This is a genomic window from Azospirillum himalayense, assembly GCF_042657465.1.
GTDB classification, from domain to species: domain Bacteria; phylum Pseudomonadota; class Alphaproteobacteria; order Azospirillales; family Azospirillaceae; genus Azospirillum; species Azospirillum himalayense.
Genome location: NZ_JBHSLC010000049.1, coordinates 187,159 through 202,102 on the forward strand (window position 1 = coordinate 187,159; position 14,944 = coordinate 202,102).

Consider the following 14,944-nt stretch of genomic DNA (forward strand, 5'->3'; position numbering starts at 1 on the left):
CTCTCCCCTCTGGGGAGAGGGTTGGGGTGAGGGGGATGCGCGTGTCGGAGCGTCCGGCAAAAGCGCACCCCCCTCACCCTCCCCTCTCCCCAGAGGGGAGAGGACTAAGTCGGGCGGACCGGTGATCACTCGCCCGAGGTGAACTTCACGAATTTCTGTTCGCCGTTCTCCAGGCGGAACACCGCCACAGGCTTCTGCGCCACGCCGTTCTTGCGGAAGGTCAGCGTCTTGCCGTAGACGCTGTCGAAGGTCGGATTCTCCCACAGCGCCTGCACCAGACGCTCCCCGCTGTAATAGTCGCCGCCCTTGGCCTTCGCCCGCCGGATCAGCTCGGCGATGACGTAGACGCCCTCGTAGTAATTGGCGGCGTAGAAGTCGGGCATCTCACCGAATTTCGCCTTGTAGGCGTCGGCGAAGCGCTTGGACCAGGGATTCTCGTCGGTGGCGGCGAAATAGTCGGTGACGACCTCCACCCCCTCGGCGTGCTTGCCGGCGACCTTGGTGTCCTCGGCGGTCCATTCCATGCAATAGACCGGCTGCTTCATGCCCAGCTCGCGCATGCGCTTCACCGCCAGCCCGGCCTGCGGTGTCGTCGGCCAGTTGGCGATGGCGTCGGGCTGGGAGGCGCGCAGCTTGGCGACCTGGGTGTCGATGTTGGCGGCGTCGGCCTGGAACTGCTCGGCGGCGACCATCTTCAGCCCCATGCCCTCCCACGCCTTGGTGGTGGCGGCGATGGTGGCGTCGCCGAACTCCGACTTGATGGCGATCTGGGCGAGCTTCTTGGCCCCCTGCTCCGCCGCGCGGTGGGCGATGCCGGCGGCCAGATCCGACGCCATGGAGCGGATGTTGAACATGTAGGGAGAGGTGCCGACCGTCTGGGCGCTGACCCCGCCGCCGTTGATCATCATCACCTTTTTCTGGTCGCCGATGGGCATGGTGGCCAGCGTCACCGTGGAGAAGGAGGGCAGCACCGCCTTCACCCCCTCGACGTCGATCAGCCGGTTCATGCCGGCGACCGCGGCCTGGGCGCTGCCGCTCTTGTGGTCCTCGATGACCAGCTGCAGCTTGACGCCGTCGATGCCGCCCTGGGCGTTGATCTCGTCCACGGCGAGCTGCGCCCCGGCGCTCATCACCTTGCCGTAATGGGGCGAGGCGCCGGTCATCGCGAAGATGCCGCCGATCTTGTAGACCGCCGGGTCGGCGGCCAGCGCGGCGGTGGAGAGGGCGCCAGTGGACAGGGCGCTGCTCAGCACGAGCGCGGCGAACAGGGTGCGTTTCGACATCGTTCCCTCCCAGGAATCCGTTGTTCGGGGGTGACGCGGTCCCGTTGGCGGGACTCGTTGCCGTTTCGAAAGGAAGTCAGCGGGCAAAAGACAGCCCGGACAGCAGCCGCCGGACGGACGGCGCCGCGTGGTTCTCGGCCAGCAACGGGGCCAGCCGTGCGGTCTTCTCCGCCATCGACGGGCGGTTCTCCATCCGCAGGATGCGCCGGCCCGCGGCCAGGGCGTCCAGCCGGTCGCGGTAGTAGGCGATGCGCGCCTCCGCCGCCTCGGCGAAGCCGTCGGCGGGCAGGATCTCGGTCAGGAAGCCGAAGCCGTAGGCCTCCTCCGCGTCCATCATCCGGCCCCCTGCCAGGATCTGGAAGGCCAGCGCCGCCGGCAGCCGTTCGGTCAGCGCGGCGTGGACGAAGGCCGGGTAGAGGCCGAAGCGCATCTCCGGAAAGCCGAACTGCACACCGTCGGCCCCCAGCACGAGGTCGCTGAGGCACGCCACGATGCAGCCGGCGCCCAGCGTCCGGCCATGGACCACACTGATCACCGGGACCGCCGAGCCGTGCAGCGCCTGCATCGCCGCCCGCAGCGCCTCCTCCTGGGCGGCGAAGGCCTCGGCACCGCGGCTCATCTCGGCGACATCGCCGCCGGCGCAGAAACCGCGCGGCCCGGCGCCATCGATCGTCACCAGGGCCGCCCCGGCAACGGGCGCGCCGTCGATGGCCTCGGCCAACGCCCGCAGGGTCGCGGTGTCGAGCGCGTTGATCTTCGCGGGGCGGTTCAGGGTGATGCGCCGCAGGTCGCCGTCGTCGCGGACGAGAAGCGTACCGGTCATGTCGCCGCCCTCCCCGCCCCATGCAGCATGCGACCGGCGATCACCGTTTCCCCATGCTGGTTGTCGATCCAGACGTCGTAGCCGTCACCGTCGGCGCGGCGCTGGCCGCCCGCGGTCACCACGTCGTCCTCGCGCACCGGGCGCAGGAAGCGGATGTCCAGCGTCGCGTCGGACACCGCCGCCTCGCCCAGGCTGCGGCGGACCGCCTGCCAGAGCAGGTTCACCGACAGCAGGCCGTGGGCGATGATGCCCTTCATCGGCGTCGTCGCCGCGAAGTCGGGATCGACGTGGATCGGGTTGAAGTCGTCGGTCAGCTCGGCGTAGAGCCGGATCGCCGCGCGGTCGATCCGCTTGGTGACCGGGGTCAGGCGGTCGATGGTGGTCGTCCCGTCCGCCATGGTCAGGCCGCCCACAGGATGGTCATGCGGCCGCGGAAGCAGGGGGTGCCGTCTTCCCCCACCGTCTCGGTGTCGAAATGGACCCAGCGGCGGTCGCGCTTCAGCTCCTTTCCGGCGCAGGCGATGCGGGTGGTCAAGCGCTCCCCGACCGCCGGGCGGCGCAGCATCTCGTAACGTTGCGAGCCGTGGATGTTCCCCGGCGGGCGCGGCACGACGAGGCTGGAATAGGCCCGCATGGTGGCCACCGCGATCATCCCGGCGGGCATCCGCCCGTCCGGCGGGTCGTCGGGGTAGAGGCTGGTCCAGCGCTCCATCAGCGCGTCGGACAGGTGAAGCTCCTCGGCGCCGAAGGCGGCGCCCTCCTGGAGCGTGTCGAACAGATGCATGGATGGTCCCTCCCGAAGGGTTGGGTTCACTCCACCAGGAGCCGGACCTGCGGCAGCGCGCCGCCGCCGGCCAGCGGCTCGAACAGGACGCAGACGCGCAGGCCGATGCGGGCGTCCGACGGTGGGCAACCGCGCAGATTGACCATCAGGCGGAAGCCCTCGTCGAAATCGACCAGCGCCAGGACGTAGGGCGTGTCCGCCTTGAAGGCCGCGGTCGGCGCCCGGTGGACGATGGTGTAGCTGTGGATAATGCCGAGCCCGGCGGACCGCTCCGTCCCCGGCCCTGCGGCCCGGCATTCGGTGCAGAAGGGCCGCGGCGGAAACTGGACGTGGCCGCAGGCGGCGCAGCGCTGAAAGGTCAGCGCCCCCTCCGCGCAGGCGTCCCAGAAGGGGCGGGTGTCCGCGGTGACCAGCGGAACGGGCTTTGCGGCCATTGGATCTTTGGCGGACGGATCGGTCGCGGTCATCGTCAGGCCCTCCCCAGGATCAGCGAGCAATGGGCGGACAGGATGCCCCCGTCGCCGTGAACGAAGGCGGTTTGCGCCCCCGCCACCTGCCGGGCCTCGGCCTCGCCGCGCAGTTGCCGCACCGCCTCGACGATATGGAACATGCCGCCCGCTGCCCCGGAATGACCGTAGGACAGCAGCCCGCCGTGGGTGTTGCAGGGCAGAACCCCGTCCAGCTCCAGCGCGCCGTCGAGGATCGCCGGACCGGCCTCCCCCTTCGGGAAGAAGCCGATGGATTCCAGCTCGGCCAGCAGGGTGATGGTGAAGCTGTCGTAGATCTCGGCGACGTCGATGTCCGCCGGGGTCAGCCTGGCCATGGCGAAGGCCTGCGCCGCCGATTGCCGGCAGCCGAAATCGGTCAGCGAGGGCATGGCGAAGGCATGCTCGTGCGTGTTCATCTGGCCGTAGCCGAGGATCGACACCGCGCGGTCCGTATGGTTGGCCGCCGCGTCGGCGGCGCTGATCACCAGGGCGGCGCCGCCGTCCGAGACGAGGCAGCAGTCGAACAGCCGCAGCGGGTCGGCGATCATGCGGGCGGACAGCGCCTGCTCCATGGTCAGCGGGTCGCGGGCCTGGGCCTTGGGGTGGCGGCGCGCGTGGCCGCGCTGGGTGACGGAGATGGCGGCGAGATGCTCCGCCGTGACGCCCCGTTCATGCATGCAGCGCCGGGCGACCAGCGCGTAGGCCGCCGGGATCGACATGCCGTAGGGGCGTTCGAACTGTGGATGCCCGACCTCGGCCAATGCAGCGACGGCGCCGCTGCGCCCCAGCCCGGTCAGCCGGTTGTCGGCGCAGACGGCCAGCACGTTGCGGCAGATGCCCGCCCGCACCAGCGCCGCCGCCTGCATCACCAGCGCGCAGGCGGTCGCCCCGCCGGCCTGGACGGCGGCGCTGTAGGACGGCGCGATGCCGAAATACTCGTTGAAGACCGACGACAGCATCAGATGCGGCTCGGCCAGCGAATAGGCGCAGAGCACGCCGTCCACCTCGTCGGCCCGCAGGCCGGCGTCGGCCAGCGCCGCGGACGCCGCCTCGGCGTGAAGCGCCATGCAGCCGCTGCCGTCCAGCCGCCCGACGGCGGTGTCGGCGGCGCCGGAGATCACCGGGGTCATCGCGTGGTCTCCCGTGGGGAAAGGGGTGCGGCCGCCCGGCCCGGTCCGGCAAGCAGCCGTCCGAGGCGCCGCGTGGTGTCACGCAGGTCGCCGGCCATGGCCGCGGCCCGCTCGTCGGAGAATTGCGCGGTCAGCCCGACCGCCGACAGCGCCAGGAAGGGCCGGCCCTCGTCGTCGAGGATCGGGCTGGACACCGTCGTCACGCCGCGCGTGAAGCCGTCGCGGTCCACCGCGTAGCCGGCAGCCCGCGCCTCCTCCACCTCGGCCAGGAATTGCTCGAAGGGCGGCGGGTTGTCCTGGCGGACAGCGGCGTACTGGCGGCGCATCTCCTCCACCGGCAGGCCGGCGTGCGCCGCCATGCAGCGGCCGAGCGCGCCGACCAGCAGCGGCAGCCGGTGGCCGATCCGCATGTGGATCTGGATGGCCGAGCTGGACACCGCCTGATCCACCAGCATGACGCGGTGGTCGCTGACCCGCAGCCACGCCGTCATCGGCGTCTGCCACGCGGCGGCCAGCCGTTCCAGCTCCGGGTGGAGCAGCCGGGTGTAGCCGACCTGATCGAGCGCGCTGCCCGCCAGCTCCAGCAGCCCGGCGCCCAGCCGGTAGGCCTTGCCGACCTCCTCGAACTGGACCACCCGCTCCGCGGCCAGGGTCTTCAAGATGTTGAAGCAGGTGCTCGGGTTGAGGCCGAGCGCGCGGGCGACCTGCGCGCTCGACACCGCCCCCTCCTGCGCCGCCAGATGACGCAGGATCGCGAAGGCGCTGACCACCGCGCCGACCGGCTTGCCGGCGTTGAAGGTCGTCGAAAGGGTGAAGGACTCCCGGTCCTGGTCGTCGGTGAGCATGGCGCGCTCTCCGTTCTCTATTGAGAATTTTATTTTCTATGAAGATTATGAGTGCGCAAATATTGTTGGTCAAACGAATTATCTGTCCTCTGCATTGTTTGGAATGCATACCCCCATAGTCATTTTGCACGGCTGCCCCCCGCATCCCGAACGCGAAACGGCCCCGCCGGGGGGGCGGGGCCGTTCGTGCCGTACGGTGGTGGCGCAGAGTGGTGGCGCTTGCGGATCACCAGGCCAGTTCGAGGATCTCCCGGACGTCGTCCTCCTTGGTGACCGGACGCGGGTTGCTGCGGACCATCATGTTCTGCATGGCCCCGGCGGCGATGGCGGCGAAATGGTCGCGCGTCACGCCGACCGCCCGCAGGCTGTCGGGCTGCCCCAGGGCGCGCACCAGATCGGCGACCGCCGCCGCCGCGTCGCCGTCCTCCCGCCCCAGCGCCTGCGCCACCAGCCGTTGGCGGTCGGCGTTCACCGGATGGTTCCAGCGCAGCACGCTGGGCAGCATGACGCAGGAGCAATGGCCGTGCGGCACGTTGGCGACGGCGCCGAGCTGGTGGCCGATGCCGTGGCTGGCCCCCCACTCCACCCGGCCCAGCCCGGTCGAGGCCAGCCAGACGCCGAGTTGGCTGTCCAGCCGCGCGTCGAGATCGTCCGGCCTCTCCCGGTTGGCGGGGAGGGAGCGCGCCAGCATCGCCAGCCCGTGCAGGCAGGTCGCGTCGGTGAAGGGCTGGGGCTTGCGGGAACAGACCGTCTCCACCGCGTGATCGACGGCGCGGATGCCGGTGGACAGCCACAGCCGCTCCGGCGTGTGGACGGTCACGGCGGGGTCGAGGATGACCACCTGCCCGCCGATGTACCGCCCGGTGTAGAGGTCCTTGACCCGACGGTCCGGGTCGGTGGCGCCGCCGAGGTTGGAGAATTCGGCGCCCGACAGGGTGGTCGGCACGATGATCTGGCGCAGCGGCGGGTCCTTCACCGCCGGGACGATGCGGGTCCCGTCCTCGGCGACGCGGATGCGCACGGCGTCGAAGCCGGCGGTGTCGGTGATGCCCTCGGCGAGCGCCACCAGGGCCACCTTCACCGTGTCCATGGGCGTGCCGCCGCCGACCGTGACGATCAGGTCCGGCTCCAGCCGCCGCACCTCTTCGGCCAGCGCCAGGACGGAGGCGCGCGGCACATGCTCGACGCAGGAATCGAATACCCCGGCGCAACGCGCGCCCAGCGCGTCGCGGATGGCGGCGACGACGCCCGTGGCTCGGCTCAGCGTCCGGCTCGCCACGATCAGCGCGCGCTGCTTTCCCAGCTTGGCGACGGTTTCCGCCACCGCCTCCGCCGCCGGGCGGCCGTAGATGACGCGGTCCTGCGCCAGGAACTCGTAGACACCCGACTGCATGGTGGTTTCCTCCCGTCGTTGATTGGTCCGGCATGGGCACACTTGCCCCCACCCTAACCCTCCCCCGCTGCGCAGGGGAGGGGACCATTCTCCCTCCCCTGCGTCAGCGGGGGAGGGCCGGGGTGGGGGCAAGCGCAGCACCCACTCACCCGCCCAGATACGCCGCCGACAGCGCCGGGTCGGCGGCCAGCTCCGCCGCCGGACCGCCGCGCACCACCTGCCCGCGCCGCAGCACGCAGCCGGAATGGGCGACGCGCAGGGCGATGGCCGCCACCTGCTCGCACAGCAGGATGGTGGTGCCGCGCTCCCGGCAGACGGACTCGATGAAGCCGAATATCTGCTGCACGATCACCGGCGCCAGCCCCAGCGACGGCTCGTCGAGCAGCAGGTAGCGCGGCTCGTGGATCAGCGCCGCCGACAGGATGACCATCTGCTGCTGGCCGCCCGACAGCATGCCCGCCGGGGTCTGCCGCCGCGGCGCCAGCATGGGGAACTGCTCGTAGACGCGGTCGGCCACCGCGCGGAAGTTGCCGCCACGGTTGCGGAAGTCCCAGGCGACCTTCAGATTCTCCTCCACCGTCATGCGGTGGAACAGCCGGCGTCCCTCCAGCGCGTGCGACAGGCCGCGGCGCGCCCGCTCGTGCGGAGGAAGCCGCGTGATGTCGTCGCCGTCCAGCGTGATGCGCCCCGCCGTCGCCGGGACCAGGCCGGAGATCGCCTTCATCAGCGAGGATTTGCCGGCCCCGTTGGCGCCCAGGATGGCGGTGATGGTCCCCGGCTCGGCCCGCAGCGAAACACCGCGCACCGCCTCCACCGGTCCGTAGCGGACCTCCAGCCCGTGGATTTCAAGACCCATCGCGTCAGGCATGGACGGCCTCCCCCGGGTGGGTTTCGGTGCCGAGATAGGCGGCGACCACCGCCGGGTCGCGGTACATGCCGGCCATGCCGCCCTGGTAGATGACCCGACCGCTGTCCAGCACGACCACGCGGTCAACCAGTTCGTTGAGGAAATCCATGTGGTGCTCGATCAGGATCACGCCGACACCCCGCTCCTTCAGATGGCGGACCAGTCCGCCCAGCCGTTGCAGTTCGACCTCCGACAGGCCCGCCGCCGGCTCGTCGAGCATGACGAGGCGCGGGTCGGCGAGGATGACGCGCGACAGCTCGGTCATCCGCTGGTCGCCGTAAGGCAGGTCGCGCACCGGCGTGTCGGCCAGATGCGACAGGCCGGCCATGGCAATGATGGCGTCGGCGCGGCCCAGCATCGCCGCGTCCTCGCGCAGGGCGCCCGGCAGGTTCAGCGCCGCCGCCAGCGGGTTCTGCCGGTAGAGCCGGTGCCCGCCGAGCAGCACGTTCTCGCGCACCGTGAAGGCCGGGACGAGCCGCGGGTCCTGGAAGGTGCGCAGCGCCCCCCGCCGGGCCACCGCGTGGTCGGGAAGGCCGGTGATGGCGGCGCCGTCGAAGGTCACGCGCCCGTCGCCCGGCCGGTAGATGCCGCTGATGATGTTGACCAGCGTGCTCTTGCCCGACCCGTTCGGCCCGACGAGGCCGAGGATCTCCCCCGCCCCCACGGTGACCGACGCGTTGTCGAGCGCCCGCAGCCCGAGGAAGCTGATGGAAACCCCTTCCGCGCTCAGCAGCGGTCCGCTCCCCGACGGTTTTGGTGCGGCGGGCGGCGCGGCGGGCAGCGGCGCCACGTCCTTGGCGAAGCGCGGGCGGGGCAGCAGCAGCCCGGCCAGACCGCGCGGCAGCAGGACGAAGGACAGCAGCAGGATCAGGCCGTAGACCATGAACTGGTACTCGGCGAAGATCTGGAGCTTCTCCGGCAGGTAGGTGAAGACGACGGCGCCCAGCACCGGCCCGGCCAGCGTGCCCAGCCCGCCGACCACCGCCATCACCAGCACCTCCACCGAGCGGTGCAGCCCGAAGGTCTCCGGCCCGAGATAGCCGACGAGATGGGCGTAGAAGCCCCCCGCCAGACCGGCCAGCGCGGCGCTGAGCATGTAGGCGTTGCGCTTGGTGCGGGCGCGCGGCACACCGATGCTGCCGGCGGCGACCTCGCTGACATGGATGGCGAAGAAGGCCCGGCCGAAGGGGCTGGTGACGAAGTTCCGCAGCAGCCACACCACCCCCGCCACCACCGCCAGCATGATCTGGAAGTAGGCGACCGGGCCGACGGGCCAGCCGAACAGGGTCAGCGTCCGCAGGCCGGGCGACGGCACGCCGCTCAGCCCCATCATACCGCCGGTGACCGAGGTCCACTCGCGCACCACCTCGTAGAAGATCATGCCGAAGCCGAGCGTCATCATGGCGAGGTAGAACTCGCGCACCCGCCCGGCGGCGAAGGACAGCAGCCAGCCGCTCACCGCCCCCATCGCCGCCCCGGCCAGCAGAGTCATCGGCAGCGGAAACCCGAAGTTCTTCATCAGCAGCGCGGAGCCGTAGGCGCCGATGCCGAGGAAGCCGGCGTGCCCCAGCGAGATCTGACCCGCGACACCGGTCAGCAGGTTGATGCTCTGGGCCAGCAGGACGTTGATGAGAAGGAACGACCAGATCTGCACGGTGGAGCCGCTGACGAACTCCGCCGCGACGCCCAGCGCCACCAGCAGGGCCGCGACCACCGGGGTCCGGGTGAGGAAGGAGAGGAGATTCCGCATCGCTGGCCCTTACACCTTCGTGAATTCCTTGCGGCCGAACAGGCCCTGCGGGCGGATGGCGAGGATCACCATCAGGATGGCGAAGGCCATGCCATGTTCGGCGGCGGTGGAGACATAGCCGCCGACCAGCTTCTCGATGACGCCGAGCGCGATGCCGCCGACCAGCGCTCCCGCGGTGTTGCCCATGCCGCCGAAGACCGCGGCGACGAAGCCCAGCACCATCAGGTTGAAGCCGAAGCTGGGATCGACGGTGCCGGTGATCTGCGCCACCATCACCCCGGCAATGCCGGCCAGCACGCCGCTGGCGACAAAGGACAGCACGATCACCCGGCGCACCGGGATGCCGGCCAGCGCCGCCGCGTCGGCGTCGTGCGACACCGCCCGCACCGCGCGGCCCCAGGCGGAGCGGCGCAGAAACAGCTCCATCGCCACCATCAGGGTGAGCGACAGGCCGAGAACGGCGAGATACTGCGACGACACCTGGACCCCGGCGATGTCCACCGAATCCAGGCTGTCGAAGACCAGCGACGGGAAGGCGATGGCCTGCGAGCCGAAGACAGTCGACACGAAGCCCTGGAGAAAGATGCCGAGCCCCAGCGTGGAGACCACCCAGCCCATGCTGTCGCCGGACTTCAGCAGCGGGCGGATGGCGATCCGCTCCGCCACCACCATCAGCCCGCCGGCCAGCAGGATGCCCAGCGGCACGGCGATAGCCGCGGGCATCCCGGCCGCCAGCATCGCCACCGTCGCGACCGAGGCGGTCATCAGCAGCGAGCCCTGGCCGAAATTCAGCGTGCGCGTGGTCCAGAAGGTCAGCGACAGCCCCATGGCGATGAGCGCGTAGACCGCGCCGACGCAGACGCCGGCGAAAACGAGTTGCAGCACGAAATGCATGGCGTCGTCCTTTCTCATCCCTCTCCCGCCCCGGGAGAGGGAGGGGACCCACGAAGTGGGGAGGGTGAGGGTCGTCGGGCGTGGTACGGACTCCATGTCCCGATCACCCCTCACCCTTCCCACCGCTTCGCGGCGGGCCCCTTCCCTCTCCCGGGGCGGGAGAGGGAACCCCGTCAGTTCTTGACGATGGTCAGCCCGATCTTATCGCCGGTCTTCACGTACTCGAAGATCGCCACGTCCTCCGGCGCGATGGCGTGGTGCTTGGTGGCCGAGAAGGAATAGGTCGCGTTCACGCCGCGCAGGCCCTGGATGCCCTCGATGGCCGTCGCGATGGCCTTGGGATCGGTGGAGTTGGCGCGCTTGATGCCTTCGAACAGCACATCGGCGGCGTCGTAGGCGTTGCTGACCGACAGCGACATGAAGATCTGCGGGCGCTGCGGGTCGTTGCCCCACCAGCGGTCGGTGCCGTACTTGGCCTTGTAGGCGTCGGCGAAGCCCTGGGCCGCCGGGTTCAGCGTCTCCTCGCCGAAGACGTAGACCATCGAGCCGCGCGTGCCGGTCACCAGATCGCCGGCGGCCTCCTGGTAGGGGATCGACAGGGCGCCGTTGGAGGCGACCAGCGGCACGTTGAAGTTCAGCCGCGCCATGGTGCGGCGGATCACCGCCAGATCGGCGCCCAGCCCGACGCAGACCACCACGTCGGCCCCGGCCCGCTGGAGACGGGCGATCTGCGCCGTCACGTCCTGGGCACGCTGGTTGTAGGTTTCCGTCGCCACGACGGCACCGCCCGCCGCCTTCAGCTCCTTGGCGATCATGTCGGCGCCGGACACGCCGTAGGCCGTGCTCTCGTGAACCAGCCCCGGCTTCTTGAACTGCTTGGCGACGTAGCGGCCGAGCACCGTCGATTCGACGTCGTTCTGCAAGGCGAAGGAGAAGACGTTCGGGCGCGGCTTGCCGCCGTCCGGGTAGGTGACGGTCGGAGTCTGCGCCACCGGGTTCATGTAGGGGCGCCCGTCGGCGGCGGCCATCTCGATCACCGCCAGCGTCGGGCCGCTGCCCGCCGGGCCGATGATGGCGACCAGTTCCTTGTTGTCGAGCAGACGCCGCATGTTCTGCACCGCGCGGTCGGGCACGAGCTGGTCGTCGAGCAGCATCGCCAACTCGATCTTCTTCCCGTTGATGCCGCCCTTGGCGTTCCACTTCTCGATGGCGAGCTCGACGCCGCGCCGCCCGCCCTCGCCATACTCGTTGTAGGGGCCGGTGAGGGCCGAGGTCATGCCGATCTTGATGGTGTCCTGCGCGGCGGCGGACCCGGCGGAGCCGGCGGACAGGGCGAGCGCCGAGGTCAGCGTGACGGCGGCCCCGAGCAAGCGAATGACGGAACGACGGTGCATGGCGCTTTTTTCCCTCCCTTATGCAGCGGGGCCTGCGACCCAGCCTTTTTGAATGAATCATGAGTCATTTTTCATCGAGAATGTAACGCAGCCCAACTGTCAGCGCAACGGTGTATTTGAGGCTGTCCCCTCTCCCGCCCCGGGAGAGGGTGCCCGCGGAAGCGGGCGGGTGAGGGTTAGCACAAGGATCAAAGAGCTTATTGACAGCGGTACCCTCACCCATCCCGCGCTGGGCGCGGGCCCCTTCCCTCTCCCGGGGCGGGAGAGGGTCACCAGATGCCAGCGCCCCGCCCAGCAGAAGGGAGCCGATGCAGGGGCAAACAGACCTCTTGACTGAAACATGAATCATCATTCATTGTTTGGTCGACCAACGGAGCATCGACTCCGCACCGCGCCATCTCCCACACACCGGCGGGGCGCGGAAGAAACGCGAAGGGAGGCATCCATGCCGTCATCCGCCGCTCAGGCAGATCCGATTCCGGCCAACTCAATCCCAACCGACCGGCGGCTGGCGCTCCACCGCACCATGCAGACGATCCGGGCGACCGAAACCACCCTGTCCCGGCTGTTCGCCGACGGCGAGATCCCCGGCTTCATCCATCTCAGCGTCGGGCAGGAGGCGGTCGCCGCCGGGGTCGTCGGCGCGCTGGGGCCGCGGGACAGCTTCGCCACCACCCACCGTGGCCACGGCCATGTGCTGGCCCGCGGCGTCAGACTCGACCTCTTCTTCAAGGAGATCATGGGGCGGGCCGGCGGTATCTGCGGCGGGCGCGGCGGCTCCATGCACGTCGCCGACCTGTCGCTCGGCGTGCTGGGGGCCAACGGCATCGTCGGGGCCGGGCTGCCGCTCGCCACCGGAAGCGCGCTCGCCCACCAGACGCGGCGCACCGGCGGCGTGGCGGTCGCCTTCTTCGGCGACGGGGCGATGGCCGAGGGCGCCCTGCACGAGTGCCTGAACATGGCGGCGCTGTGGAAGCTGCCGATGGTCTTCGTCTGCGAGAACAACGGCTGGTCGGAATTCTCGCCGACCTCGACCCAGTTCGCCGCGACGCTGGACAAGCTGGGCGCCGCCTTCGGCGTGCCGCACCGCCGGGTGGACGGCAACGACGTCGCCGCCGTCGCCAAGGCCGCTGCGGAGGTGGTGGAAGCCGCCCGCGGCGGCGGCCCGCGCATCCTGGAATGCCTGACCACCCGCTGGCACGGCCATTTCGAGGGCGATCCGCAGCGCTACCGCAACGCCGACGAGATCGCCGGCCTGCCGCAGAACGACCCGCTCCGCCGCTCCGCCGAGGCGCTGCTCGCCGCCGGTGTCGAGGAATCGGCGCTCGCCGCCCTCGTCGATGCCGTGGACGCCGAAATCCGGGACGCCCTGGAGGCCGCCCGCGCCGACGCCCTGCCCGACGTGGACGCCGCCTTCCGCGACGTCTACACGCCGACCACCCTCACCGCCGGGGCCTGACCGCCGATGCCGAAGCCTTTGCGCTATGTGAACGCCGTCGCCCAGGCCCTCAACGACGCGATGGCCGCCGATCCCGCCGTGATGCTGATGGGCGAGGACGTGGCCGCCGCCGGCGGGCCGTTCAAGGCGACGCGCGGCCTGCTCGACGCCCACGGGCCGGAGCGGGTGCGCGACACCCCGATCTCCGAGGCCTCCCTGGTCGGCGCCGCCGTGGGCGCCGCGCTGACCGGCATGAAGCCTGTGGTCGAGATCATGTTCATGGATTTCGTGACTCTGGCGATGGACGCCGTGGTCAATCAGGCCGCCAAGGCCCGCTTCATGTTCGGCGGGCAGTGCAGCGTGCCGATGGTGCTGCGCACGCCGCACGGCGGCGGGCTGAACGCCGGGCCGCAGCATTCGCAGTGCCTGGAGGCGTGGTTCGCCCACATCCCCGGCCTGCGCGTCGTCTGCCCGGCCACCGTCGCCGACGCCTACAGCCTGCTGCGCGCCGCCATCGAGGCGCCCGACCCGGTCGTCGTCGTCGAGAACAAGGCGCTCTACGCGCTTCAGGGCGACATCGACGTGAACGCCCCGCGCGAGGTCGGCAAGGCGCGCATCGACCGGGCGGGCCGCGACGCCACCATCGTCACCTACGGCGCCACCCTCTACGCCGCCCGCGCCGCCGCCGACCGGCTGGCCGCCGAGGGCATCGAGGCGGAAATCGTCGACCTGCGCTGGATCCAGCCCTGGGACGAGGAGGCCGTCTTCGCCTCCGTCGCGAAGACCCACCGGGTGGTCATCGCCCACGAGGCGGTGCAGGCCTTCGGCGTCGGGGCGGAGATCGCCGCGCGCATCGCGTCGGACGCCTTCGACGACCTCGACGCCCCGGTGCTGCGGGTCGGCGCGCCCTTCATGCCCATCGCCTTCGCCAAGACCCTCGAAGCGGCCTATCTGCCCGACGCCGACCGGATCGTCGCGGCGGTCAAGAGCACGCTCGCCTGAACGCCCCACGGGAGGACAAACACCATGACGGACGAAAGCCCCATCCTCACCAGCCGCGACGGCGCCGTGGGCCTGATCACCATCAACCGCCCGACGACCCTCAACGCGCTCGACGTGCCGACCCTGCTGGAGCTGGAGCGGGCGCTGGGCGAACTGGAGACCGACGACAGCGTGCACGTCATCGTCGTCACCGGGGCCGGCGAGCGCGCCTTCGTGGCCGGCGGCGACATCGCCGACCTCGACAGCCGCCAGGGCCTCGCCCACTATCTCGACTTCGCGGAGGTCGTGCACCGGGTGTTCCGCCGGTTCGAGACCTGCGACAAGCCGACCATCGCCGCCGTCAACGGCTGGGCGCTCGGCGGCGGGACCGAGCTGGTGCTGTCGCTCGACATCCGCATCGCCGCCGACAGCGCGAAGTTCGGCCTGCCGGAGATCAACCTCGGCCTGTTCCCCGGCGCCGGCGGCACCCAGCGCATCCTGCGCCAGATCCCGCCTTGCCGGGCGCGCGAACTGGTCTTCACCGGCGACCAGTTCACCGCCGCGGAGGCCGTCGCCTGGGGGCTGGTCAACCGCGCCGTGCCCAAGGCCGACCTGATGGCCGAGGCGATGGCGACCGCCCACAAGATCGCCGCCAAGTCGCCGCTGATCCTGAAACTGACCAAGCGCACGCTGCGCCATGGTGCGGAAATGCCGCTCGGCGCCTCGCTGGCCTACGAGCAGGCGATGATCGGTCTGGTGCTCGACAGCCAGGACGCGCACGAGGGCTGCCGCGCCTTCCTGGAGAAGCGCAAGGCCGCCTTCACGGGGCAATGA

Annotated in this window: 15 protein-coding genes; 3 read left to right on the forward strand and 12 right to left on the reverse strand. The window is 70.6% G+C overall.

Going from position 1 to position 14,944, the window contains the following annotated elements:
• Nucleotides 1-125: 125 nt before the first annotated feature.
• From ACFPMG_RS22350 to ACFPMG_RS22405, 12 genes are all read right to left on the reverse strand, one after another.
• Entirely contained in the window at nucleotides 126-1,283 is a 1,158-nt protein-coding gene (locus tag ACFPMG_RS22350; RefSeq protein ID WP_376997400.1) for an ABC transporter substrate-binding protein, read from the reverse strand.
• Nucleotides 1,284-1,359: 76 nt separating this feature from the next.
• On the reverse strand, nucleotides 1,360-2,106 hold the full coding sequence (locus ACFPMG_RS22355; RefSeq protein WP_376997401.1) for an enoyl-CoA hydratase/isomerase family protein: 747 nt from the start codon (nucleotides 2,104-2,106) through the stop codon (nucleotides 1,360-1,362).
• The gene (locus ACFPMG_RS22360) at nucleotides 2,103-2,504 is read right to left on the reverse strand and encodes a MaoC family dehydratase (protein ID WP_376997403.1); all 402 of its coding nucleotides are present in this window, start codon (nucleotides 2,502-2,504) and stop codon (nucleotides 2,103-2,105) included. Before ACFPMG_RS22360 ends, ACFPMG_RS22355 begins: the two co-directional genes overlap by 4 nt.
• A gap of 2 nt (nucleotides 2,505-2,506) precedes the next feature.
• Nucleotides 2,507-2,890, reverse strand: coding sequence for a MaoC family dehydratase (locus ACFPMG_RS22365; protein WP_114857313.1), 384 nt, complete (start codon nucleotides 2,888-2,890; stop codon nucleotides 2,507-2,509).
• A 26-nt stretch (nucleotides 2,891-2,916) separates the two neighbouring features.
• Nucleotides 2,917-3,357, reverse strand: coding sequence for a Zn-ribbon domain-containing OB-fold protein (locus tag ACFPMG_RS22370; protein ID WP_376997404.1), 441 nt, complete (start codon nucleotides 3,355-3,357; stop codon nucleotides 2,917-2,919).
• Between the two features lie 2 nt (nucleotides 3,358-3,359).
• Nucleotides 3,360-4,508, reverse strand: coding sequence for a thiolase family protein (locus tag ACFPMG_RS22375; protein ID WP_376997405.1), 1,149 nt, complete (start codon nucleotides 4,506-4,508; stop codon nucleotides 3,360-3,362).
• On the reverse strand, nucleotides 4,505-5,353 hold the full coding sequence (locus ACFPMG_RS22380; RefSeq protein WP_376997406.1) for an IclR family transcriptional regulator: 849 nt from the start codon (nucleotides 5,351-5,353) through the stop codon (nucleotides 4,505-4,507). Before ACFPMG_RS22380 ends, ACFPMG_RS22375 begins: the two co-directional genes overlap by 4 nt.
• A gap of 226 nt (nucleotides 5,354-5,579) precedes the next feature.
• On the reverse strand, nucleotides 5,580-6,746 hold the full coding sequence (locus ACFPMG_RS22385; RefSeq protein ID WP_376997407.1) for an iron-containing alcohol dehydrogenase: 1,167 nt from the start codon (nucleotides 6,744-6,746) through the stop codon (nucleotides 5,580-5,582).
• A gap of 145 nt (nucleotides 6,747-6,891) precedes the next feature.
• Nucleotides 6,892-7,614, reverse strand: coding sequence for an ABC transporter ATP-binding protein (locus ACFPMG_RS22390; protein WP_376997408.1), 723 nt, complete (start codon nucleotides 7,612-7,614; stop codon nucleotides 6,892-6,894).
• A complete protein-coding gene (locus ACFPMG_RS22395) occupies nucleotides 7,607-9,403 on the reverse strand; it encodes a branched-chain amino acid ABC transporter ATP-binding protein/permease (protein WP_376997409.1) in 1,797 nt (598 codons plus the stop codon). Before ACFPMG_RS22395 ends, ACFPMG_RS22390 begins: the two co-directional genes overlap by 8 nt.
• A 9-nt stretch (nucleotides 9,404-9,412) precedes the next feature.
• Nucleotides 9,413-10,315: a branched-chain amino acid ABC transporter permease gene (locus tag ACFPMG_RS22400; RefSeq protein ID WP_376997410.1), complete on the reverse strand. Its 903-nt coding sequence runs from the start codon at nucleotides 10,313-10,315 to the stop codon at nucleotides 9,413-9,415.
• Between the two features lie 155 nt (nucleotides 10,316-10,470).
• On the reverse strand, nucleotides 10,471-11,691 hold the full coding sequence (locus tag ACFPMG_RS22405; protein ID WP_376997411.1) for an ABC transporter substrate-binding protein: 1,221 nt from the start codon (nucleotides 11,689-11,691) through the stop codon (nucleotides 10,471-10,473).
• A 445-nt stretch (nucleotides 11,692-12,136) separates the two neighbouring features.
• Here ACFPMG_RS22405 and ACFPMG_RS22410 point away from each other — a divergent pair, with 445 nt between their 5' ends.
• Genes ACFPMG_RS22410 through ACFPMG_RS22420 form a run of 3 tightly spaced genes read left to right on the forward strand, consistent with a single transcriptional unit; the run spans nucleotide 12,137 to nucleotide 14,944 of the window.
• A complete protein-coding gene (locus tag ACFPMG_RS22410; protein ID WP_376997413.1) occupies nucleotides 12,137-13,150 on the forward strand; it encodes a thiamine pyrophosphate-dependent dehydrogenase E1 component subunit alpha in 1,014 nt (337 codons plus the stop codon).
• Nucleotides 13,151-13,156: 6 nt separating this feature from the next.
• On the forward strand, nucleotides 13,157-14,131 hold the full coding sequence (locus ACFPMG_RS22415; RefSeq protein ID WP_035681241.1) for an alpha-ketoacid dehydrogenase subunit beta: 975 nt from the start codon (nucleotides 13,157-13,159) through the stop codon (nucleotides 14,129-14,131).
• Between the two features lie 24 nt (nucleotides 14,132-14,155).
• Nucleotides 14,156-14,944: an enoyl-CoA hydratase/isomerase family protein gene (locus tag ACFPMG_RS22420; protein ID WP_376997414.1), complete on the forward strand. Its 789-nt coding sequence runs from the start codon at nucleotides 14,156-14,158 to the stop codon at nucleotides 14,942-14,944.